This is a genomic window from Bartonella sp. MU37NMGALS, assembly GCF_042194015.1.
Taxonomy (GTDB): Bacteria; Pseudomonadota; Alphaproteobacteria; order Rhizobiales; family Rhizobiaceae; genus Bartonella; species Bartonella grahamii.
Window position 1 is genome coordinate 21,724 of the sequence record NZ_JBHIML010000003.1, and the last position, 24,064, is coordinate 45,787.

21 protein-coding genes and 1 pseudogene are annotated in these 24,064 nt (G+C 38.0%); 9 read left to right on the forward strand and 13 right to left on the reverse strand.

The window, feature by feature from the left end; all coding sequences use genetic code 11:
- Positions 1-11: 11 nt before the first annotated feature.
- The 7 genes from cyoA to acnA form a co-directional block, all read right to left on the reverse strand.
- Positions 12-983, reverse strand: coding sequence for a ubiquinol oxidase subunit II (gene cyoA / locus ACFIJP_RS02705; RefSeq protein ID WP_375625422.1), 972 nt, complete (start codon positions 981-983; stop codon positions 12-14).
- Positions 984-1,113: 130 nt separating this feature from the next.
- Complete coding sequence (aroQ, locus tag ACFIJP_RS02710; protein WP_375625423.1) at positions 1,114-1,566, reverse strand: type II 3-dehydroquinate dehydratase; 453 nt, start codon at positions 1,564-1,566, stop codon at positions 1,114-1,116.
- A 56-nt stretch (positions 1,567-1,622) separates the two neighbouring features.
- On the reverse strand, positions 1,623-2,756 hold the full coding sequence (gene recF, locus ACFIJP_RS02715; protein ID WP_375625424.1) for a DNA replication/repair protein RecF: 1,134 nt from the start codon (positions 2,754-2,756) through the stop codon (positions 1,623-1,625).
- 20 nt (positions 2,757-2,776) lie between these two features.
- Positions 2,777-3,898, reverse strand: coding sequence for a DNA polymerase III subunit beta (gene dnaN, locus ACFIJP_RS02720; protein WP_375625425.1), 1,122 nt, complete (start codon positions 3,896-3,898; stop codon positions 2,777-2,779).
- 186 nt (positions 3,899-4,084) lie between these two features.
- Positions 4,085-5,656 carry a chromosomal replication initiator protein DnaA gene (dnaA, locus tag ACFIJP_RS02725; RefSeq protein WP_375625426.1) on the reverse strand — a complete coding sequence of 524 codons (1,572 nt, stop codon included), beginning with the start codon at positions 5,654-5,656 and terminating at the stop codon, positions 4,085-4,087.
- A gap of 700 nt (positions 5,657-6,356) precedes the next feature.
- Entirely contained in the window at positions 6,357-6,623 is a 267-nt protein-coding gene (gene rpsT / locus ACFIJP_RS02730) for a 30S ribosomal protein S20 (protein WP_375625427.1), read from the reverse strand.
- 237 nt (positions 6,624-6,860) lie between these two features.
- Positions 6,861-9,548, reverse strand: coding sequence for an aconitate hydratase AcnA (acnA, locus tag ACFIJP_RS02735; protein WP_375625428.1), 2,688 nt, complete (start codon positions 9,546-9,548; stop codon positions 6,861-6,863).
- Positions 9,549-9,844: 296 nt separating this feature from the next.
- Here acnA and ccmA point away from each other — a divergent pair, with 296 nt between their 5' ends.
- Genes ccmA through ACFIJP_RS02760 form a run of 5 tightly spaced genes read left to right on the forward strand, consistent with a single transcriptional unit; the run spans position 9,845 to position 12,766 of the window.
- Positions 9,845-10,456: a heme ABC exporter ATP-binding protein CcmA gene (gene ccmA, locus ACFIJP_RS02740; RefSeq protein WP_375625429.1), complete on the forward strand. Its 612-nt coding sequence runs from the start codon at positions 9,845-9,847 to the stop codon at positions 10,454-10,456.
- Positions 10,457-10,467: 11 nt separating this feature from the next.
- The gene (gene ccmB / locus ACFIJP_RS02745) at positions 10,468-11,133 is read left to right on the forward strand and encodes a heme exporter protein CcmB (protein ID WP_375625430.1); all 666 of its coding nucleotides are present in this window, start codon (positions 10,468-10,470) and stop codon (positions 11,131-11,133) included.
- A gap of 46 nt (positions 11,134-11,179) precedes the next feature.
- Positions 11,180-11,959, forward strand: a complete 780-nt coding sequence (locus tag ACFIJP_RS02750) for a heme ABC transporter permease (protein WP_375625431.1) — start codon at positions 11,180-11,182, stop codon at positions 11,957-11,959.
- On the forward strand, positions 11,947-12,198 hold the full coding sequence (locus ACFIJP_RS02755; RefSeq protein WP_375625432.1) for a hypothetical protein: 252 nt from the start codon (positions 11,947-11,949) through the stop codon (positions 12,196-12,198). The genes ACFIJP_RS02750 and ACFIJP_RS02755 overlap by 13 nt, the downstream gene beginning before the upstream one ends.
- On the forward strand, positions 12,173-12,766 hold the full coding sequence (locus ACFIJP_RS02760; protein ID WP_375625433.1) for a DsbE family thiol:disulfide interchange protein: 594 nt from the start codon (positions 12,173-12,175) through the stop codon (positions 12,764-12,766). Before ACFIJP_RS02755 ends, ACFIJP_RS02760 begins: the two co-directional genes overlap by 26 nt.
- A gap of 1,102 nt (positions 12,767-13,868) precedes the next feature.
- Here the strand turns inward: ACFIJP_RS02760 and ACFIJP_RS02765 are convergent.
- From ACFIJP_RS02765 to ACFIJP_RS02775, 3 genes are read right to left on the reverse strand one after another with little or no spacing between them, the layout of a single operon-like run.
- The gene (locus ACFIJP_RS02765; RefSeq protein WP_375625434.1) at positions 13,869-14,870 is read right to left on the reverse strand and encodes an Hsp33 family molecular chaperone; all 1,002 of its coding nucleotides are present in this window, start codon (positions 14,868-14,870) and stop codon (positions 13,869-13,871) included.
- Positions 14,871-14,906: 36 nt separating this feature from the next.
- Positions 14,907-15,842 carry an ornithine carbamoyltransferase gene (gene argF / locus ACFIJP_RS02770; protein ID WP_375625435.1) on the reverse strand — a complete coding sequence of 312 codons (936 nt, stop codon included), beginning with the start codon at positions 15,840-15,842 and terminating at the stop codon, positions 14,907-14,909.
- Complete coding sequence (locus ACFIJP_RS02775; protein WP_375625554.1) at positions 15,839-17,053, reverse strand: aspartate aminotransferase family protein; 1,215 nt, start codon at positions 17,051-17,053, stop codon at positions 15,839-15,841. The genes argF and ACFIJP_RS02775 overlap by 4 nt, the downstream gene beginning before the upstream one ends.
- A gap of 486 nt (positions 17,054-17,539) precedes the next feature.
- Here ACFIJP_RS02775 and ACFIJP_RS02780 point away from each other — a divergent pair, with 486 nt between their 5' ends.
- Both ACFIJP_RS02780 and ACFIJP_RS02785 read left to right on the forward strand, forming a co-directional pair.
- A complete protein-coding gene (locus ACFIJP_RS02780) occupies positions 17,540-18,073 on the forward strand; it encodes a GcrA family cell cycle regulator (protein WP_375625436.1) in 534 nt (177 codons plus the stop codon).
- Positions 18,074-18,516: 443 nt separating this feature from the next.
- Positions 18,517-18,837: pseudogene (locus tag ACFIJP_RS02785) on the forward strand (integrase arm-type DNA-binding domain-containing protein); the annotation flags it as partial.
- Positions 18,838-18,973: 136 nt separating this feature from the next.
- Here ACFIJP_RS02785 and ACFIJP_RS02790 read toward each other — a convergent pair.
- Together ACFIJP_RS02790 and ACFIJP_RS02795 are read right to left on the reverse strand one after the other, a co-directional pair.
- Positions 18,974-19,564 carry a Smr/MutS family protein gene (locus ACFIJP_RS02790; RefSeq protein WP_375625437.1) on the reverse strand — a complete coding sequence of 197 codons (591 nt, stop codon included), beginning with the start codon at positions 19,562-19,564 and terminating at the stop codon, positions 18,974-18,976.
- A 52-nt stretch (positions 19,565-19,616) separates the two neighbouring features.
- Entirely contained in the window at positions 19,617-20,309 is a 693-nt protein-coding gene (locus ACFIJP_RS02795) for a Tim44/TimA family putative adaptor protein (RefSeq protein ID WP_375625438.1), read from the reverse strand.
- A 173-nt stretch (positions 20,310-20,482) separates the two neighbouring features.
- Here ACFIJP_RS02795 and ACFIJP_RS02800 point away from each other — a divergent pair, with 173 nt between their 5' ends.
- Both ACFIJP_RS02800 and secB read left to right on the forward strand, forming a co-directional pair.
- Entirely contained in the window at positions 20,483-20,977 is a 495-nt protein-coding gene (locus ACFIJP_RS02800; RefSeq protein WP_375625439.1) for an FxsA family protein, read from the forward strand.
- Between the two features lie 142 nt (positions 20,978-21,119).
- The gene (gene secB / locus ACFIJP_RS02805; RefSeq protein ID WP_375625440.1) at positions 21,120-21,596 is read left to right on the forward strand and encodes a protein-export chaperone SecB; all 477 of its coding nucleotides are present in this window, start codon (positions 21,120-21,122) and stop codon (positions 21,594-21,596) included.
- A gap of 67 nt (positions 21,597-21,663) precedes the next feature.
- Here secB and ACFIJP_RS02810 read toward each other — a convergent pair whose 3' ends face one another.
- The gene (locus tag ACFIJP_RS02810) at positions 21,664-23,964 is read right to left on the reverse strand and encodes an NADP-dependent malic enzyme (protein ID WP_375625441.1); all 2,301 of its coding nucleotides are present in this window, start codon (positions 23,962-23,964) and stop codon (positions 21,664-21,666) included.
- Positions 23,965-24,064 lie beyond the last annotated feature (100 nt).

The following is a 24,064-nucleotide window of genomic DNA, read 5'->3' on the forward strand; positions in this document are numbered from 1 at the left end:
TTACTGATTCTTTAAATAACATCAGGATCAAATACTGAACATAGTGCACCCCATAGCGTCTGAGAAGCAGCACGTTTCATTAAATCCTCATTACATACCGTATTTTCATCGACACATCGATTAACAACACGATAGTAAAGGCGCTTCTCCACAGGTGCAAAATAACGAACTTCAGCATCTTTTTTCTTCGCAGCAATATCACCCATACGAGGCGCAATAGAAAGTTGACGATAAGATGCACGATCAAGTACTCGACCATTAGCCCGAGCTTTTACAATCCAATCCTCAAAGTCCTGCAAAGACACAGAATGCCACTTAAACCGCATACTCGAAAAACCATCACCACTGTAATTTGCTGAGGTTCCTTTGAATACTCCTTGCTCTTCAGCGACCAAATGCAACTTAGCATTCATCTGCGGCATAGCGTAAAGAACTGTACCCAGTTTGGGGACCCAAAAAGCATTGACAGAATTCTCTGACGTCAATTGCAATAAAACTTGACGCCCTTCAGGTGCATAAATCTCATTAATCGATGCAACACCATATTCAGGATAAATAAAAAGCCATTTCCAATCAAGAGAAACGGCATCTATCTGTAATGGCTTTCCTTCACCTACAACTTCCACTGGGAGAGGATTTGTAGGTTCCAGCTTATAAGTATAATAAGCTGTTAATGAACCTAAAACCATTACAATTACAATTGGAATACCCCACATCAACGCTTCAATTTTATTTGAATGCGCCCAATCAGGAGAATAGTCCGCTTTCATATTCGATGCACGATATTTTATAGCTAAAAATACCACACTCACCATAACTGGGATGACAACACAAAGCATCACCACCACACAAACAACTATCAAAATGAGCTGTTGACGTGCAACATAACCTGATGGCTGTATAACATCAATTTTACAACCAGATAAAAGCAGTGCTCCCCCTAAAATCACAAGCATTTCTAATTGTCGAACAAAGCTTTTCATCTCTATTTACCCCCGTCATATGCACCAAAAATTGTCATAAATATATACCTCGTATTGTACAGATTTGAAAATAATTATCAAGTGAATTCAATGCCTATATTACTCTTATCAAACGCTTATTCTTTACCTATCACAATTTAATTGTTTTGCTTAATTGTTTTGCAATATATTCAAGTGCAAACCAATATCCATCACCTCCACACCCAGTTATGATAGCGTCTACACCTGCAGATGTATAAGAGTAGTGACGAAAAGCTTCACGCTGGTAAATATGAGATAAATGAACTTCTACTTTTGGCCCTGAAAACATTTTTAGGGCATCAAGAAGTGCAACAGATGTGTGACTGTAAGCCGCTGGGTTAATAATCAATCCAGAACTTGCCTCTATTGCTTCTTGTATCCATGCTACCAACTGCCCTTCACAATTACTTTGATAAAAATTTATTATGATATCATTTTTTTTTGCCCATTCTCTGCATCTTTTTTCAATATCTTCCAGAGTCTCAGTTCCATAAATTTCTGGCTCACGTTGACCTAGAAAATTTAAATTAGGACCATTTAAAATCGTTATCATCTCAGACATAGCATGCCTTTTCTTTTAGACCTATCACTTATTTAAAAATAATATTTAGCATGTTTTTACGACAATAAAGCCCCATCCTTAATCTCAAAGAATTCTGCGCGTCCTTTTAAGTCATCAAATAAAAGACGATCTGTTCCTGTCATAAATGTTTGTACAGCTAAATCATCAAGAATATCAAATAAAGCAGCACGTCGGTGCGAATCAAGATGAGCAGCCATTTCATCAAGAAGAAGAATGGGGGCTTTTTCCGACATCATACCTGTTAGACGAGCATGACACAAAACTAAACCTGTCAGCAGCGCTTTTTGTTCACCTGTTGAACACGATGTTGCTTCTATATTTTTATCAGCATAAAAAACCTGCAAATCTGCGCGATGTGGTCCTTCTAACGTCCGACCAGCAGCACGGTCCATTGCGCGATTATGCCGTAATCGATCACAAAATTGCTCTTCAACTTCAATTGCTGATATTTCACTAAGAGCTGTTTCCAAAAAACCATCAATTTGCAAAAAAGCTCGTGGAAAAGGTATCTGTGATGGCATTTGTGTAAACATATCATTTAAAAGACGAATAACATCAACACGCGCCGCAGAAATAGCTGTCGCCAGTTCTGCCATCTGCTTTTCTAAAGCATCAAACCAAGCACAATCTTCATTTCCATCTAAAAATAAACGATTACGTGCGCGCATAGCTCTATCATAATCGGCTATGCGGCGCCTATGCAAGGGATCAATCGCCAAAACCATACGATCCAAAAAACTACGGCGCTCAAGCGAAGGACCTGTAAAAAGACCATCCATAGACGGTGTTAGGACACTAATATGACAATAATCTGTTAGGCAATCACCCGACTCATTCACACCATTAATATGGACTTTTCGACTGTTATCGCTAACCTCCAAAGCTGTACCAATCTTTACTTCGCCATAAAGAGCGCATTCAAGACGCGCAAATACAACAAATCCTCCACCGCCACCATCTACAAAGCTAACGTCAGAATAAGCAGCACGCCGCAAACCACGACCAGGAGAAAGAAAAGATAACGCCTCTAAAAGATTCGTCTTACCAGCACCGTTATGGCCGGTAAAAACCACATGCTGACCAGAAAAATGAATATTGAAAAAAGGATAATTGCGATAACGTAAAAGCTTCAGCTGCCTCACTGCCACTTTGTGCACATGACTGGCCATACATTGCAAAACAATTGCCCCTAAACGCGAATAGGCATTAGTACATAGAGCACATCCGCATCATCATTATCACGAATCAGAGCTGGTGCTCCAGCCTCAGCCAACATAAAAACCATCTCGTCACTTGGAAGCTGCCCAGCAATATCCAAAAGATAACGTGAATTAAATCCTATCTCAAGCGGTTCAGATGCATAAGTTACTGATAATTGATCTTCTGCACTGCCCGAATCTGGGCTATTAACAACAAGCCTTAACTGTCCATGCTCAATCGTTAATTTAACTGCACGCCCCCGATCACTTGAAATCGTTGAAACACGATCAACTGCAGAAGAAAAGTCCTGCCTATTAACAATTAATTCTTTATCATTTCCAAGAGGAATAACACGTTGATAATCCGGAAATGTTCCATCAATTAATTTTGATGTAAAAATCACAGAACCTACAGAAAAACGAATCTTTGTCTCTGAAAGCTCTATACATACATCGCTATCATTTTCTTCTGAAAGAAGTTTTTGCAATTCTCCTACAGCTTTACGGGGAACAATAACACCGGGCATTCCCTCAACTCCTGAAGGAGCTTCCATCTCAACTTGTGCCAAACGATGACCATCAGTTGCAACCAAACGCAATTTCAAAACACCATCATTAATAACATGTAAATAAATACCATTAAGATAATAACGGGTTTCTTCAGTAGAAATAGCAAATTGCGTACAATCAAGTAAATGTTTTAAGCTTGATGCCGATAGAGAAAAACGATAACCAAACTGCCCAGGAAGCGACTCTGGAAAATCTGCCTTCGGAAGACATTGAAGCTGAAAATGTGCACAACCCGAAACAACAGACATTGTGCCTGCTTGATTCTCATCGACGGATAAGACAACTTCATTGCTATCAGGAAGTTTTCGAATGATATCATAGAGCAAATGTGCTGGAACAGTTGTTGCTCCAGCTTGTTTAACATTAACTGCAAAAGATTCCGTAACCTCTAAATCAAGGTCTGTTGCTTTTAACTGCACACGACCATTTTCTGCATCAATCAGCACATTCGATAAAATAGGAACAGTATTACGGCGCTCTACCACACGGTGAACCCGACCAAGAGACTTGAGAAATTGACTGCGATCAACTGTAATACGCATAAAAGCCCCGTATGATTTACTAAAAACTATAAGAATTCCTTAGCATTAAAATAGATCCTCTTCAAAGAATCGCCTGCTAGACTTTATTAAACCTCTCTTAAAATGGCAAGTCACTCCTGCATAAGAAGAAAATAAATCTTTTCATTAAATTCTTTAAAGTTTCTCCAAAGAAAGAAACGATAAACACTATACAGCCTGTTCTCCAATCAAACGCTTAAGCAATTCAAGTTCCTTAGCCAAGGTCTGATCACCACAAACCAAATCTTCAATTTTACGCACAGCGTGTAAAACTGTTGTATGATCACGTCCACCAAAACGACGCCCAATTTCTGGCAACGAGCGAGGAGTTAATACTTTTGCTAAATACATTGCAACTTGCCGTGGCTTCACAACCGTACGTGTTCGACGATTAGATAACAAGTCCTGTTTAGAAACATTATAATGACGTGCTACCGTACGCTGAATTTCTTCAATCCGAATACGCTTAGGTTCACCAGGACGTGTCAAGTGACCTAATAACTCATCAATCCGCTCTAAAGATAAATCAGACTCAAAAGATTGGCGAAACAAGAGCTGATTAAATGCACCTTCAATATCACGCCCCGACCCTAAAACCGTTTTCGCAATATATTCCAAGATATCATCAGAAATTGATACCATGCCATCATCTTGTTGTGCCACCTTCAACCGCTGGCGCAACATTTGCAAACGCATTTCATAATCTGGTGCTTCAATTTCAAGAGCTACCCCTCCCTGAAGACGAGAACGAACGCGAAGATCAAGCGATTCTAATTCTGCTGGCGGACGATCTGCAGCGACAACAACTTGTTTTGCACTATCAAGCAACATATTAAGCAAATGGCAAAACTCATGTTGTATCGACTTACCCTGCAAAAACTGCATATCATCAATAATCAAAAGGTCGATATCACGAAGCTGCTCTTTAAAAGAAAGAGCATCATTATCACGAATAGCTGTTGCAAAACGCCACATAAAATATTCAGCAGTTAAATAAATAACACGCGCAGACGTTAAACGCTTCAATGCAGAAGCAGCAATTGCTTGAAGCAAATGTGTTTTTCCTAAACCAACAGATGCGTGAATAAAAAGAGGATTAAAACGCAAAGCACTTTTATGCCCCTCCGCAATTGAACGCGCAGCTGCTAAAGCAACACGATTAGAAGCCCCCTCAACAAAACTTTCAAAAGTATAGCGAGAATCAAGTGGAGATCCAAAAACTCCCGTTTGAGAACTCTTAACTGAATGCTCTGCACAACTTTCAACAAAAGATGAAGTCGCTTGCTCCTCTAGCACAGCAGAAGGAACACTTCTTTTACAAACGACGTCTCTTGAAACGCGTTCCATACCACGAACAATAACTTCAACACGAAGAATTGCTGAATTCTCTTGTTTCCATAAATGAGTCAAAAGAGAACCATAGTGATTATTAATCCATGAACGTAAAAAAGCTGTAGGAACAGAAAGCTTTACAAGAGTATGGCTATATTCAGCAAGCTTCACACGTCCAAACCAACTGGTATAAGCCTCAACACCAACCTGCACCTTTAATTGCGCCATAACACGTATAAAAGCCGCCGCACTTTCCTCCTCTGAAACAATAGAATGCCCTATAAAAGCATTTCTACAAACGTCCTCATCACTCTCTGTCATCCTATTCTTTATTATGTTCTCTGCCGACAGGATATTCACCGAAACCCTTTTAAAGGAACTAGCTTTAGAGTTCAATTTATCCACCATCTTTCATCCTGATAAAAATAAAATTCTGTCCTGCCAAACAGCTAAAATAAATCTAGCGAAGGCAAAACGCCCTACCCCAAATAAGATTACTCACCCTCCCCTAGGATAGCCTCACCACAACCCCACTAACAAAGATGACCAATAAGATTTACTTGCACTCATGATATGACCCACCCTTCTAAAATGGTAAACATATCTATTCAGAAAACTAAAAAATCGTCAGAAAACCTCCCCAGCACAAAAGCTTCAAAAAGCCTAAGTCAAAACATCTTGTACTCAACAAAATACAGAACAATGTGCTGGTGTGACCCCTTCATGCTTTTTAGTCTTCATAAGAACCATACAAAACAGCAGAGGTAAAATGCAAGAGGTCAAAATAAAATCAAAAAACCCGAAAAAAATGCTTGTATCAATGAGGAATGAAAAAAATATTGATTCAATTCATTTTTTTTCTCTAAATTTACCAACAATTAAAGAATCTCTTCAGATTTTAAAAAAAAAATAAAATGCTTGACAAAAAAGACTCGGTAAAAATCCACAAAGCTTGTGGATAACCATACCCCTCCTATAAACTTTCTCTCCTTTTTCAAGAGGAGAATCATTATCGATTCTTATTTTCGATAGAAACTTTTTGAAATAATAAACAAAAAGCCAGCATCCTCATGGATACTGGCTTGATTCTCAATAAAGGAGAAAAAGCTTAAACGCTGAGAGCCTTCAAACGTTTAGCTAAACGCGATACTTTCCTCGCAGCAGCATTTTTATGAAAAACTCCTTTAGAAACCGCACGCATAATTTCAGGCTCAAAATTCTTAAATGCAATCTCTGCAGATGCCTTATCACCACCCGCTAAAGCATCATCAAACTTACGTATAAAGGTACGAACGCGCGAACGGCGGGCCCTATTAACCTGTGTGCGCGCCGTAACCTTGCGCACCGCTTTTCGAGCAGAAGGTGTATTCGCCATAAATATAATCTCTCTTTCAACACCTTGGTAAAATGAGTCTAAAGAACAACTCTACCAATATAAATAAATTCAACCCAAGCAAAACTATAAAGCTGCCTATAACTGTGTGGCTTATAGCGCAATCCCAAAGCTAACGTCAATTAGATTTTCAAAGATAGTCATAAAAAAACGAAGCCAAACTCTTTGATCCGCAGCTTTATAGCTTAATAATAGACATTCCTTAACAAATAAAAGAATTTAAACGGCTAACTTACGCAAGACATATTGCAAAATCCCCCCATGATGCAAATAATCTAGCTCATCTTCAGTATCAATACGGCATAATAACGGAGCGGTTTTTATCGTACCATCAGAAAAAGTAATTTTCGCTACTGTCTTTTGACGAGGTTTCAAGTTATGAATTCCTTCAATTGTCACCTTTTCATCTCCCTTTAAGCCTAAAGATGTCCAACTTACACCCTCCTCAAAGACAAAGGGAACAATGCCCATACCAACAAGATTAGAGCGATGAATCCTTTCAAAAGACTGTACAATCACTGCTTTTATACCAAGAAGATTGGTGCCTTTGGCTGCCCAATCGCGCGATGATCCATTGCCATATTCAATACCAGCAAAAACAACGAGTGGAGTACCTTCTTGTTTATACGCCATTGCCGCATCGTAAATGGCTTGTTCTACCGCTGACGGATAATGAACCGTATAACCTCCTTCTCGACCATTTTCTCCCAACATGAAATTACGAATGCGAATATTGGCAAAGGTCCCACGCACCATAACTTCGTGATTCCCACGACGCGTTCCATACTGATTAAAATCAGCCACTTTAACACCATGATCCATTAAATATTTTCCGGCAGGAGAAGCTGCTTTAATAGAACCAGCAGGAGAAATATGATCCGTCGTGATTTTATCACCAAATAAACCTAAAATCCGTGCATCTTTAATATCTGGTAAGATATCAGGTGTTTTCTGCATATCATCGAAATAAGGTGGATTGCGTACATAGGTGGATTGCTCATCCCAAGAATAGGTAGAACCCGTAGGAATCTGAACTTTTTGCCAATTTTCATCTCCCTTAAAAACATCTGCATACTTTTCAGCAAAAACCTTACGCGTGACATTTTTTTCGATGAATTCCTGTATTTCTTGAGAAGTTGGCCAAATATCTCTCAAATAAATGGGTTGGCCATTTGAATCTTCACCAAGAGGTTCCTGGGTTAAATCTTTACACACCGTCCCGATGAGCGCATGTGCAACAACTAACGGTGGTGAAGCTAAATAATTCGCTTGCACATCAGGGGAAACACGCCCTTCAAAATTACGATTTCCTGAAAGAACTGCAGATGCAACTATACCATTGTCATTAATCGTTTTGGAAATAGCTGGATGCAAAGGACCAGAATTCCCAATACATGTTGTGCACCCAAATCCTACTAAGTTAAATCCTAATGCATCTAAATCTTTTTGCAGACCCGAATTTTGAAGGTAAGCTTCAACGACTTGTGAACCAGGTGCAAGAGAAGTTTTTACCCATGGCCTGCTCTTGAGACCTTTTGCCACAGCATTTCGTGCCAAAAGACCCGCTGCAATAAGAACACTTGGATTCGATGTATTCGTACACGACGTAATCGCAGCGATCACCACATCACCATGACCAAGCGTATATTCTTCACCCTCGACCTGATAACGCTTATCTTGTTCAGAAGTCTTCTTATAGTCTTCGACCAATGCCTTCTCAAAACCCTGCCCAACGTTTTCCAATGCAATACGTCCTTCAGGACGTTTAGGACCAGCCATAGAAGGAACAACAGTTCCCATATCCAATTCAATTGTATCACTAAAAATGGGATGAGCCACCATTTCGTCATGCCACATCCCTTGTGCTTTGGTGTAAGCTTCTACTAAGGCAATCCGATTTTCATCACGTCCTGTCATATTGAGATAACGCACTGTCTCCTTATCAATTGGGAAAAAACCACACGTCGCTCCATATTCAGGTGCCATATTTCCAATCGTTGCCCGATCAGCAAGCGTCATCTGCTCCAAACCAGGACCAAAAAACTCAACAAATTTACCGACAACACCCTTCCGGCGTAGCATTTGAGTCACCGTCAATACGAGATCGGTGGCTGTTACACCTTCTTTAAGTTTACCTGTTAGACGAAAACCAATCACTTCAGGTAACAACATAGAAACAGGTTGACCTAACATTGCTGCTTCTGCTTCAATACCACCAACACCCCAACCTAAAACCCCTAAACCATTCACCATAGTCGTATGCGAATCAGTTCCCACACAGGTGTCAGGATAAATCGTCTCACAGCCCTCTTCATTCTTCATCCATACACATTGTGCTAAATATTCTAGGTTAACCTGATGACAAATCCCTGTTCCTGGAGGAACAACGCGAAAATTTTGAAAGGCTTGCTGCCCCCATTTAAGGAAACGATAGCGTTCACCATTGCGTTCATATTCATGCTCAACGTTTTCCTTAAAAGCCATGGAATTGCCAAAAGCATCAACAATAACTGAGTGATCAATGATGAGATCAACGGGAATGAGAGGATTGATTTTTTCAGCGTTACCGCCAAGTTTAACCATAGCATCACGCATTGCAGAAAGATCAACAACTGCTGGAACACCTGTAAAATCCTGCATAAGAACACGTGCAGGACGGTAAGCAATTTCTGCCCCAGCGCTCCCTTTGTCGTTTAACCACTTAGCAACATTGAGGACATCCTCTTTTTTAACTGTGCGACCATCTTCAAATCGCAATAAATTTTCGAGAATAACTTTCATCGAAAACGGTAAACGAGAAACACCTTCAAGCCCATTCTTCTCCGCTTCGATCAAGCTATAATAAGTATATTCTTTGCCACCAACATTTAATACTCTGCGACAATTAAAGCTATCAATTTGAGTCATGACTGTCCACCCTCATACTATAACCACCCAATTTCCAGGAATGAACAACACAAACTACGATTCAAGGTCGCAGCTTGAGCGCAGACGCTATCACCTCCGCTATCCATTTCCCCCTCCACCTCTCATAGGCAAATGCGGAAATCAGCGCCAGAAACCATTTTACACCAGATATTGATGTAAGGTATCCCTTATAGAACTATTTCTAGAACTATTCTAGGTACAATTGCACAAAAAATGTGTTTTTTATTCTATAATGCAATAAAGAATATGAAAATAAAAACAAAATAGGTAATCACATGGTGTTATCAGGCAAAGATTTAGCCGCTTACAGAAACGAGGAAATTCTGTTTAAAGGTCTTTCTTTTTGTTTATTTTCACAGCAACTGATGACAATCACCGGTCCTAATGGTATCGGAAAGTCTACATTACTCCGAATCATTGTCGGTCTTCTTGAAGCTGCTGAAGGTCATATAATACTTAAAGACCATGATCAAATATACCCTGTTGCAACTGCGTGTCATTATCTTGGTCCTCAAAATGCTATGAAACCTCTCTTATCTGTCATTGACAATTTGCAATTTTGGGCAGATTTTTACGGTCAACATTTACGCTTTGTGCATGAGGTTCTTGCCGATATTGGTCTTTCTAACCTTGAACATTTACCCTTTAAAGCTCTATCAACTGGACAACAAAGACGCGTAGCTATTGCTCGCCTTTTGCTCTCCTATCGTCCTCTTTGGATTTTAGATGAACCAATATCTGGGCTTGATAACCATGCTCAAAAACTCCTTGCTCGTATTTTCCAGCGTCATCTCAATCAAGGTGGTATGATTATCGCTGCAACTCATAATTCCCTAGGTATTCCAGAAAACCATAAAATCGCTCTGGAAAAATTTTTACCTCTCTAGGAGAAAATAAAATGAAAGCACTGTTCTGGCGTGACCTTAAACTATTATTAGCGCCACAAGCCTCTTCACTAACAGGACTATTGTTTTTTATCGCTTTTGTTGTCATAACCCCCTTTGCCATTGGACCAGATCCCAAAATTCTTGCACAAATAGGGCCTGGTATATTGTGGTTTGGAGCCCTTCTTGCAGGACTCCTCAATCTGAACAAACTTTTCCAAATCGATCGCGATGATGGTAATCTCGACCAATTTATCCTTTCAGGAAAAAGACAAAGTTTTACACTAATTGTCTTTACCAAATGTCTTGCCCATTGGGTAGGAACAATGCTTCCTCTTATTTTTGCTACACCTATTTTAGCCCTCATGCTCCATTTAGATGTAGCAATAACTTTTACAACAATACTTACCCTTTTATGCGGAACACCAGCCATTATTTTTATTGGCGCCATAGGTGCTGCACTCGCAACCTCATTGTTGCACAGTACTCTGCTTATTTTTATCATTATCTTGCCGTGGATCATTCCAATTATGATTTTTGGTGTTTCGACTGCTACAGCCCCAATAAATCCAAATATTTCTTTTCTCACGTCCTTGGCTCTTCTCAGCGCTTTTTCACTTCTTTTGAGTCTCTTTGGCTCTTTTGTTGCTGCGATAACGCTTAAACTTTTATCAGAATAATAAAAGATGATTGCCGCATTGAAAAACTCTGCCTATTATGAATTTCATGAATGAACTATCTCGTCCATATAAAATCAGGTCACTCCCTGAAAGTTTTATCCTTTTTATGAAAATAAGCAGTGTCGTCTTACCTTGGTTGGCCGGTATAACATTGTGTTTCCTTATTTTAGGGCTTATTCTGGTGATGCATTCCCCTGATGACTATCAACAAGGCATTACTGTTAAGATTATGTACCTTCATGTACCCTTTGCGTGGTTGTCTACATTCTGTTATGTAACGATGAGTGCAGCAGCATTAGGAAATCTGATTTGGAAATATCATCTTGCTGATGCGGCCCTTAAATGTGGGGCGCCTATTGGGGCAATTTTTACCGCCTTGGCTCTCATGACAGGAGCACTTTGGGGGCGACCTACATGGGGAACATGGTGGGTCTGGGATGCACGTTTAACATCAGTTTTAATTCTGCTTTTTATCTATCTTTCCATTATCCTGCTCGGACGTGCTTTTGAAAACCAAGTAAAAGGTGCTCGCGCTACTGCAATTCTTACACTTGTTGGATTTGTTAATATCCCTGTTATTAAATTTTCCGTTAATTGGTGGAATACATTGCATCAGCCAGCATCATTGTTACGTGCTGGAGGATCAACAATCGACAATGCTATGTTATGGCCTCTTATAACAATGCTATTTTGTTTCATCTTTATGTTTATTGCGCTCTATTTGATGGCTATGCGAAATGAAATCAATAGTCATTATATCCGAATACTTCAGATTAAAAAATCCCGCCGTGCACAACAACAGGACTCTTCATCATGCTCGACCTAAATGGCATCCAGGGCGGACTTTTAGGAAATCTATCTCAGAAAATTGATTTTTTCCTTAGCACCCTTAAACACGAGCAAATTGTTGTTTTAAGCTATGTGCTTTCTGCAATATCCCTCTTATGTCTTATTGGATATATTCTTTGTAAAGCCCTATACCAAAAAAAAATTCTCCAACAGCTAAACAAAAAAGAGCTGCCACAAAAAGAAAAGTATAATGAAAAACATCCCTCCAAAACTTAAAAAAAATATATCTTTGCCTGTTCTGCTTGTTTTTTTTGGACCATTTGTGCTTTTTCTTCTTCTCATGGTGTTTTTTTTCAACTTTATGGATAAAAAATACCTTCAAGATTCTTCTCTTCTCCCAAACGCATTAGCTGAAAAATCTGCTCCCAATATTCATCTTCCTCTTCTTGATAAAGAAAGTTATCTCAATTCAAAACAGTTTAAAGGACGTGTCACATTGGTTAACTTTTGGGGCTCTTGGTGTTTGCCATGCCGCGAAGAGCATCCTATTCTTATGAAAATTGCACAAGATAAACGTTTTGATCTGATTGGTATTAATTATAAAGATAACAAAACAAACGCCCTACGCTTTTTAAACAATTTTGGTAATCCTTTTAAATTTATTGGCTTTGATGTTTCAGGATATACAGCCATTGATTGGGGAATATATGGACCCCCAGAAACCTTTCTCTTGAATAAAGAGAGCATCATTATTGTCAAACATGTTGGTCCCTTAACATGGAAAATTTATCAAAAAAAAATTCTACCAAAAATTGAACAAGCGCTCATGACAGAAGAAAAATAAAATATCAACATATTGATTTATAAATAATAATTTACCATTTTTATCTATTAAATGAAAATGCCCTATACTATGAGATTTTTAAAATTTCTATATGTTGAATCAAAAAAACATTTAAGATAAAGACTAAAAATACCTTTTATGAATTGTCTAAACGTGAAAATAATTGGCAATATTTTAAGTTGAAAAATATAATAATGCAGGTTTGTAAAAACATAACGTTTTATCATGCTATGTATGCTATTTTATTTATATGGATCCTCATTCTTCTTAGGAAAATTTGACAAGAGCATTACCATTGTTGATTCAAAAACATGTGCAAAGAAATATCTGTAGAGCAAACCTCCCAAGTATGACAAAAATTTAAGTAGTTTTCATTTTTTTATCGATTAAATATCTGTTTAGGAGCTTTATTTTTGATTATTTGGACAAAACAATATTGTTATAGAAACATCGTTAGATTAGTGAAAGAAACCAACTATTATTTTCAAAATCATATAGTGTTCTGTCTCCGCTTTTTTATCTGAAATGCACATTGTTATGAGGGGACTTCACCACTATTTTCATCTTTATAAAATAACAAATCCATTCCTTCGCAGCGTTATTGGTATATTTATTCCCATTATACTATCTGTTCGTAATAGACTCCATAAATTCCATATTGAGTCTATACATTCTTATTCTTTCGATAATTTATCTTATGATTATAACTAATAAGCTTTTTTGACTCTTAATAAGATAAATTCGAGTAAGCAAATATGACTATAATCAAAAAATCTCATTTAACAGAAAAGATAAGTTATGAGTACATGATCAATCTATCAATGAATATTATAAAAGAATTCATTGTAAGAAATAGGCTTTTGAGATGAAAAAAATAAACAAGAAGCTTTTTCGAGAGGAGAAAATATATTTTACAGAGAACTCTTTTTTAAGCACTCTGTGACGTGATTACTGATTTCAACAGAAAGATCACTCGTATACATTAAAAAACTCTAAGACAAGAAATATTCTAGAAGTTTATATGAGCTTATGGGTAAACTTTTATAACGCAAATAAAATAGGCTTTTGTTGCAATCATCATTTTTTTATGAAAAATATTTGATTATGTTTTTTCTTCTAAAAAATCTTGCGGTGTAAAACAATACGTTTTTGAGCAAAATTCACATGTGACTGAAATATATTTATTTTTAACCATTTTATTGCGTTCATCAATAGAAAATCCTTCTAGGATTCCTTTAATTTTTTCGTGTGAACAAGAACATTGATCGACAAGAGAAAAAGGATTAAAAACTCTAACACCTTGTTCATGAAAAAGACGGAACAAGAGCTGTTTACTACCAACTTGGGGATCTGTTAATTCTGAACTTTCAATCGTTGCCATGAGTATTTTAGCTTCCTGCCATTGGTTATCCAATTGGGTGTGGGTTTTCGTTTCTTCTCGCTTTTGATGAGAGACATCTATTTTATGATGAGAGGATTCTTGAGGTAAAAGTTGGATCAAAATACCTCCAGCTCGCCAGCTTTTCTGCGTTTTTCCTTGTTGGTCACGATTAATTAATATAGCAACAGCCAAACGGATATCGGTAGGAATTTGTTCTGATTGATCAAAATAAATACGAGAAGCTTCTTGTAAATTTGATCCATCTAATGCAACTATCCCTTGATAGGGTTGCATATGGGGACCTTGATCAATTGTGAAGGCTAAAGTGCCTTTCCCTAAAAGGGTTTCTGAAGAGATTTGATTATTGTCTATGGCTTGTTTAAGCTGTTCTTTATCAAAACGAGCGTATCCACGTAAACTGGAAGGAGGCGAAAAATCGCATACCAACATATTAACCGGTCCATCGGAATGAGTTTGTAAAATAAATTTTCCCGTAAGCTTTAGAGAAGTTCCAAGCAGAACAGTTAAAAGTAAAGCTTCTGCTAGAAGATAAGAAACCGGTTCAGGGTATTGATGTCTGTTAAGAATAGAATTTAAAGTTTCCCCAAGTTGTACGGCACGTCCACGGATATCAAGTTCTTCGACTTGAAAGGGAATAACAGTATCATCTTCATGCAAGAAGTTGTTGTCGAGAGAGGCTTCATCTTTAGCTTGTTTACTCATAGCTTTGCCTTTTTTATATAATTTGTTGTAGAGGAGCTATTGTGGAGAGAAAAACGCATCTTGTAAACACCAAGAAAGAATTGCTTTTTGAGCATGAAGACGATTTTCAGCCTCATCGAAAACAACGGAGTGCGGTCCATCAATCACAGAATCAACCACTTCTTCACCACGATGAGCAGGAAGACAATGCATAAAAAGAGCATCAGATTTTGCTAATTTCATGAGAGCTTCATTGACTTGATAAGGCTGAAAAATAGAACGACTGCGAGCACGAAATTCTTGTCCCATGGAGACCCATGTATCGGTCATAATACAATCAGCATCTTGAGCTGCTTTTTGGGGACTATGAGTTAGTGTAAGGTGTGCTCCTCGTTCACGTGCCCAATGTATAAATTTTTCTTGTGGTTCACTGCCCTTTGGAGTAGCAATACGCAAATGAAAATCAAAAAGAGCTGCGGCCTCAATTAAGGAATGGAGCACATTATTACCATCCCCCATCCACGCGAATATTTTGCCAGCAATTGGCCCCCGATGCTCTTCATAGGTTAATATATCTGCTAAAATTTGGCAAGGATGTGTATCATCTGTAAGGGCATTAATGACAGGAATTTGTGCATATTGTGCCAATTCGAGCATACGTTGATGTTTTGTTGTTCGTAATATCACGATATCCACAAAACGGGATAAAACACGAGCTGTGTCAGCTATAGTTTCACTATGACCAAGCTGCATCTCTGAACCCGTGAGCATGATTGTATCTCCCCCAAGCTGGCGCATACTGATATCGAATGAAATACGGGTTCGTGTGGATGGTTTTTCAAAAATCATCGCAAGTGTTTTACCCATAAAAGGTTTTGAACCTTTCCCTGCTTTAAAAGACGCTTTAAGGATTTTTGCATAATCGATCAGTGCGCGCGCTATTGCTGGCGTTAAAATGGATAAGTCCGTGAAATGACGAAGAGCATTTGTCATGTGTGTAATATTTGTCTTTCTTTGTTTACTTGCGAAAGATAAGCTATTGCTTTTTCAATACGATGCAAACTTTCATCTATTTCTTCTTCCCTAATGATAAGAGGAGGCAATAAGCGCACAACGTTGTTGTTGGCAGCAACACTTAAGAGATATTCATTTTCTAAAGCATTAACGACAAGATTTGAAGGCACAACACACTGAATACCCACCATTAGGCCCATCCCCTGAACTGCGCAGATAATATCAGGATAGATATTGAGAATGTGCAAAAGTCCACTTTTTAGTTTATCCCCCATGCGCTGAACATGGTTGAGAAAATTTGGCTCTAACAAAATATCAAGAACACTATTTCCTACAGCCATTCCAAGAAGATTTCCTCCAAAGGTTGAACCATGGGTCCCAAGTGTCATGCTTTTTGCAACTTTATCAGTTGCAAGGCAAGCACCTAATGGAAATCCTCCTCCTAATCCTTTTGCGAGGGTAAGTATATCAGGAAAGACATCACTCCATTCATAAGCAAAAAGCTTTCCTGTTCGTCCTATACCCGTTTGGACTTCATCCAAAATCAATAACAGACCATTATCATCGCATATTTTGCGCAAAAATCTTAAATATTCATGAGGGACCGTTCGTATTCCTCCTTCTCCTTGAATAGGTTCAATAAGAATAGCGGCGGTATTTTTATTAATAGCGTTACGCAAAGCGATTTCATCACAAAAAGGTACTTGAATAAATCCACCAGCTTTAGGTCCAAAGCCTTCAAGATATTTTTCATGCCCAGTCGCAGCAAGTGCTGCAAGTGTACGTCCATGGAATGCCCCTTCAAAAGTAATTATTTCAATGCGTTCTGAATGACCCGCAGCATAGTAATAATGACGCGCCGTTTTGAATGCGCATTCCAATGCTTCAGTGCCTGAATTGCAGAAAAAAACCTTATCCGCAAAGCTATTTGCACAAAGCCGCGTAGCAAGAGCTGATTGTTCAGGGGATTGAAAAATATTAGAAACATGCCAAAGTTTTTCAGCTTGCATTTTGAGCGCATCAACTAATTTTGGATGTGAATACCCTAATGCATTAACAGCAATGCCAGATGTGAAATCAAGATAATGTTCTCCCTTATCGGAAATAAGCCATACACCATGCCCCTGTTCAAAATGCAAATCTCGTCGTGCGAAGCATTCATAAAGTGGTTGTATAGAGACGGAATCCATCATAATTTCCTTTATATTTTAACCTTTTCAATATATATACAAAGCAACACTACAAATAAAATAACATGGTACATTTCGTTACGGTGCTTTCAACATTTCATTACGATTAATGATTACACCTATGGAATAGATCATTACACCAATTGAAAAAAAGTCAATGAAGGTTCTACAAATAAGCATTTTTGGAAAAATCCTTAAACAAAAGTAAAAGTTTAACCTATGATTGATTTGCAAGTTGGGGAAAACATTCTAAATAAACTCTCCAAGAGGTAAAGACTCTTGTCATAGAGTGAGTGCATATTGTAATTTATTATATAATAAGCAAGATGATGTGTTTTGGTTTGTAAGTCCAAAGGTTGGATGATTTTCTTATGCTCGCTTAGAGTGTAAAATTCTTTCATTCAGCGTAGTGAAAACATTATTAAAACATTTGAAGATGCAAAGGGGGAGAGCATCTTAGTGACGTGATCGGAATGGAGTGCTGGTATGGGTTGGACATGTGAACGCGTTGAGCTTCTTAAAAAGCTTTGGAGTGAAGGGTTAAGTGCAAGTCAAATTGCTGCTCAATTAGGTGGGGTCAGCAGAAACGCAGTCATCGGCAAAGTACACCGATTAAAGTTGCCAGGACGCGGTAAAACACCACAAGGAAGTGCGCATACGCAAAAAACCCCCGTGGGAAGCAGCCCATCATCTCCACGTGTGCGTCGCAACACATCCACGGTATCGCCAATAAACACATCATCTGTAGGTATTGAAGAACCAGTTTTAAAGACAGAATTTGTAGCAGAAGATGTAAAAGAAGTTGATATGTCCACAAAATCCAATGTAGTTGTGCCTATATCACGTCAACTTAATCTTTTACAATTGAGTGAAAATACATGTAGATGGCCGGTTGGCGATCCATTATCAGCAGATTTTCATTTTTGTGGTGCAGATTCTGATGAAAATAGCCCCTATTGTGCCTTTCATGCTAAGCTAGCATTTCAACCAATATCTGAAAGACGTCGGATAAGAGTGTAATATCCTCGACTGAATCTCATATTCTAAACCTTCTGCGCTTCGTTATTAAATTTTAATTATCGAATTATTATGAGAAAGAAATTTAATAAAGCTTTTAATGAGTGAAAAAATTTCTTCATGAAACTATTCAACGAAATTGTATCTTTTGGCGCTATTGCACAATTGTGTATTGTAAAGTTATATTCCTGTTTATTTTCAAGATTCTCTTTAATTTAGTTGCACTACTTTTAACACTATCCATAGCAATATCTTTTGAATAAGATAATTTCTCATGTTTTTATTCTTCATGTATTTAATAGAGTAATGCTGTGGTTTATAAAAATAATTTATCGCGTTGCAACCTAAATGAGACCCATCAATATCTCTTTCATTTTAAGCCTCTTATATTGAATCAATCAAAATCTTTCGTTTAAGCGTCACGAGCAAGATGAGAGCTGCGAAGAATAAAAACACTTAAAGAAAAGCATGCCTTTTATAAATGCTTTCAAGGAACAAGGGCTTCAAGGGGTGTCGCAACATTGGAAGCTAGCAAAGTGTGTGATGATGCCATCTTGCTCTTTTATTAAGTATAAAGATAGGAGTGCTTAATGGATTTATCGTTATACCCTTCACGGATGCTGTCGCAAAATAGGCTTGGGAGCGTTGAGAAATGTTTCTTTAAAACAAGCCTGTGAATATATGCAACAATGTCATTCTGTTTTGCGTGAGGGATGTGCTCCATTAAAGAACGCGATAAACAAAAGCGTGAAGCAATACGTAGAATGTAAAATGATATATTTATAATTATTTATAAAAAATTATAAATAAGGGGATATTGTATTCAAGACTCTTACGAAATATACGAAAACAATAAATTATTACGTATAAATAAATATTAAACCTAGAACGACCACAATAACATCACTTTCCTTTTCCCGACACAAAACGGCGCAACCAAACATAAAGTGCACCTTCTCCGCCATGTTGACGCCCTGCTTGCTCAAACGCGTGGACATAATATCGAAAAGCTGGTGTTGATAACCAATACGGAACAAATCTATACAAAGTTCCATCGCTCCCAACGGATCGTCCTTTTCCTGTAATCACAAGGACATAACGTAATCCTCTCTGCTGAGAGGATTGTAGAAATTTTTTTAAGAAAAAATAAGCTTCTTCCTGCATATAACCGTGGAGATCAAGGCGCGCCTCAAGAGGATAACGACCTTGGGAAATTTTACGATGTGCAACATGATCAAAGAAATGAATCTTTTGTGCTTGTGTAACTGCCCTCTTTTCGCTTTTAATAATTGTCGAGGGTTGTTGATTTTCCTGAGACAATGAGGAGATTTGAGTTACTGGCTGTTTTTTATCATTAATATTTGCAATAGTTTCTGAAGTAGAAGAGAGCATCTTACCGTGAAGCGGTGTTATCGTACGACAAACCATCTCCCATAAAAGGCGATCTTGTGAAGCCAATAAATCTCTTTTTTGTCTCCATTTACTTGAGGACATTTTAATTTCTCATAAATCATTGAATGCTTATGGAAGAAAAACAAAAAGTATTTTAATTTTCATTTTCTGTAGCAAAAAGCTTCCAGTTTGGATCTGATGATAAACTATTGCGAACAAAAGTCCAAATATCTCTGATTTCTACAATAGCATCAGGATCACCGTCTATACGCTCGCCCTGTTCATTATAAGTAACAGAAATCATCTCACTGACAATACGTATCGTTAGAAGTTCATCCTTTTCTTGTATTGCCGCCGCAACAAATTCGATCTTATTAATTCCAACAAAAGTGAACTCTATTCTCTCTTTATTTTTTTCTCGTTGCTCAATAGCCGTACAAAAGCTCTCAAAAACATCCTGACAAAGCAAGCTTCTAAGTTGATTGCGATCACCTTTGGCAAAAGCTGTTACAATCATTTCATAAGCAATTTGTGCACCTTTTATAAAAAATTGAGGAGAAAATTGAGGATCAATTTTATGCAATTCCCGCAAATTTTTATTCAAAATACTCCCCTCCGGTGCAATTTTATCAATTTCACTAAAGTCGTCTTTTTGTGAATTTTTCTGATGAGGGAACGAAACAATATTATCAGTCGTTTCTGCTTCAACCTGTTTTTTAGAACGACGTGAATAAGGATCAAAGGGGGGCTTTTCAAACCCAATTCGTTTCCCTAATACATTACGGAGCTGCACAAAAATAACAACCATAACGACAAGAGCTATGACAAGTATAACGTCAAATTCCATGGGCGCTGTCAATCTCCAAAGCTTAAATCTCTAATAAACATTGCAGTCAATACCATTTATCAATAAATATGTAAAATAAGGAATCCTACCATTCAAATATTTTTATAGATTTTATATTAAATGGAGTGCTCTTAAGAATTTCTCCCCTTACTCATCCAGAAGGAAATTTGCATGTGATAAAATTTTATTCTATAAATCCTCGTTTTTTTGTTGTTATCTTTCTTTGCAGTCTTTTAATCGAGATCGCTGGTTTTATCTTTGTTGGTCAAGAAATTGGTATTTTAGCAACTTTGAGTTTGGTTATTCTCACAGCCATAGTTGGGGTTGTTTTATTGCGAGTTCAAGGGTTTAGCCTTTTAAAAAACATACAAACTGAACTTATCCAAGGACGCACATTAGAGAATAATATTATTAATGATGTTTTCATCATGTTTAGTGCAATTTTACTTATTCTTCCTGGCTTTGTAAGTGATCTCTTGGGAATATTACTTCTTATTAAACCAATTCGCTCTGTTGTTTGGCATTTTTTTACATCATTACAAAACAAAATGAATCTCAATACTAAAAGAAAAAATGACGCTGAAAAAATAATTGATCTTAACGCAGAAGATTACACAATTTATGATACGACAGAATCTCCATGGCGCAAAAATGATGATAACCATTGAAATGCCTAAAAAACCTGTAACAAACTAAAAAAATATTCAAGATAAAGAGCGCATTTCTTGCAACCTTTTGCAAGGCGTGATAACCAGTTTGGTCTTTAGATCTAAAATAAATATACATATTATAATGAGAGAGGTTCGTCGTATGGCCGAAGATGAAATGAATAACAGTGGTGGAGAGCCGGTTTTTGCTGTATTAACTCAATATTTAAAAGATTTATCATTCGAAAACCCGGGTGCTCCTCGTTCATTGCGTACACGTGAAAAATCACCACAAATTGATATCAATATTAACGTCAATGCTAACCCAATTGGTGATGACAATTATGATGTCGTTTTGTCTCTCTCCGTCAAAGCCAATGATGAAACTGAAACCTTATTTCATGTAGAACTGATTTACGGTGGTGTTTTCCACCTTAAAAACATTCCACAAGAACATGTTATGCCATTGGTCTTTATTGAATGTCCCCGTCTTTTATTCCCATTTGCTCGCCAAATTATATCTAATGCTACTCAAAATGGTGGTTTTCCACCTTTATGGATTGATCCTATTGATTTTGCAGCCCTCTTCCAAAAGCGTCTCGCTGAAGAACAAAACGACAATCAAATACAACCCTCTTAAAAAATTTATTCTTTTGCTATCATAAAGCCCCTTAATATATTATTGGTATATTAGGGGCTTTTTTTCTTTAGACGACTTTTGCGGCATGATAAGCCGCAACCATTGCGATATTGACAACATCTGTATCGCTTCCACTAAACGGTACAATTTGGACAGATTTTTCCAATCCAATTAAAATAGGACCAATGATGGTTGCTCCACCAAGTTCTTGTAACATTTTGCTTGCAATGGAAGACGCGTGATATCCAGGCATAACCAAAATATTAGCGGGCTCTGTTAATCCCATAAATGGATATTGCTGCATCAATTTGGAATTGAGTGCCACATCAGCGCTCATTTCTCCATCAAACTCAAAATCAACCTTGCGTTCATGCAAAATATTAATCGCATCCTGAATTTGCTGTATGATCTGCCCTTTCATATAACCAAACGTAGAAAATGCTAGAAATGCTACCCGTGGTTGATATCCAAATCCACGTACAAACGAAGCGGTTTGTTCCGCTATATCCGCAAGTTCTTCAGCATTAGGATTTTCATAAACGGCTGTATCCGCAATAAACACAGTTCGTCCACGGCAAATAGCCATTGAAATACCAATCAATCGTTCTTTTGGTTTTTCATCAATCGCACGACGTATATCGATCAGCGCTGTTTCATAATTGCGTGTCACCCCTGTAACCATTGCATCAGCATCTCCTAGTGCCACCATACACGCAGCAAAATAATTGCGATCATTATTGATACGACGATGACAATCACGCAACAGCCAGCCTTGACGCTGCATCTTTTTATAAAGATAATTCGCATAAGCATCTGTACGGCAAGAAAGCTTAGCATTCATAATAGAAATACCTTCACGCTCCAGATCAATTCCAGCGATAACAGCCGCTTCTCTTACTTGCTCTTCACGACCAACCAAAATCGCTTGTCCTAATTTTTGATGAACATAGGAAACGGCCGCCCGCATAACTTGCTCTTCTTCACCTTCTGCAAAGACAATTTGTTTTGGCGCTTGACGAACATGATTATAAATCCCACGCATCATCGAGGAAGTAGGATCACGTCTCGCATTCAAATCGCGCTCATAGGCCTCTAAATCATCTATGTTCTTTTGCGCAACACCACTTTCCATTGCTGCTTTTGCTACCGCTATTGAAACAACCGTTAATAAACGCGGATCAAAAGGAACAGGGATGATATAATTAGGACCAAATTTTAATCGCTTTCCACGATAAGCTTCTGCAACGCTGTCAGGCACTTCTTCGTGCGCTAAATTAGCAAGAGCCTTTGCCGCAGCAATCTTCATGTCTTCATTAATAACTCTTGCACGCACATCAAGTGCACCACGAAATATATAAGGAAAGCAGAGAACATTATTAATCTGATTTGGATAATCGGAACGCCCTGTTGCGACAATGGCATCATGACGCACTTGCATAACCTCTTCCGGCGTAATTTCTGGATCAGGATTAGCCATAGCAAAAATGATCGGCTGTGGTGCCATGGATCTTACCATTTCAGGAGTAAGAGCGCCTTTAGCAGAAACCCCAAAAAATATATCTGCTCCTTCCATTGCTTCCATAAGCGTACGTTTATCTGTTTGAATAGCATGCGCAGATTTCCATTGATTCATTCCCTCTTTGCGGCCTTCATAGACCACACCCTTTGTATCACATAATATGATATTTTCGGAACGAAAGCCCATCGCTTTAATCAGTTCAATACAAGCAATCCCTGCAGAACCAGCACCATTACAGACTAACCGCGTATTTTGCATATCGCGCCTTGTTAAAGTCAAAGCATTGAGAACACCAGCAGCAACAATAATTGCTGTACCATGTTGGTCGTCGTGAAAAACAGGTATATTCATCACCTCGCGTAGGCGGCTTTCAATCATAAAGCACTCTGGCGCCTTAATATCTTCAAGATTAATTCCACCAAAAGAAGGTTCTAAATGACGCACCAAATTGATAAAACTTTCTGTATCGTTTATATCAATTTCTAAATCAATGGAATCAATATCCGCAAAACGCTTAAACAGCACTGCTTTGCCTTCCATGACCGGCTTAGAGGCAAGGGCTCCTAAGTTACCTAACCCTAAAATAGCGGTTCCATTTGAAATAACAGCAACAAGATTGCCTTTTGCTGTATAATCATAAGCTAACGCTGGATTTTGAGCAATTGCCTTAACTGGAACTGCAACACCTGGTGAATAAGCAAGTGCTAAATCATGCTGTGTTGCCATAGACTTTGTTGCAACAATCTCAAGCTTTCCTGGTCGACCACGACTATGAAAATCTAGAGCTTCTCGTTCGCTCGCACTGTAAACAGTTTGAGACATTTTCTGATCCTGCTCGCTCTCTTTCATCTCACTTTATTTTCTCCAAAAACAGTGTAAATTTTGCTTGATAATGCGTATAGTCATTAAATTTGATTCATATATTAGAAATCGCTATTCTTGCCTTAGC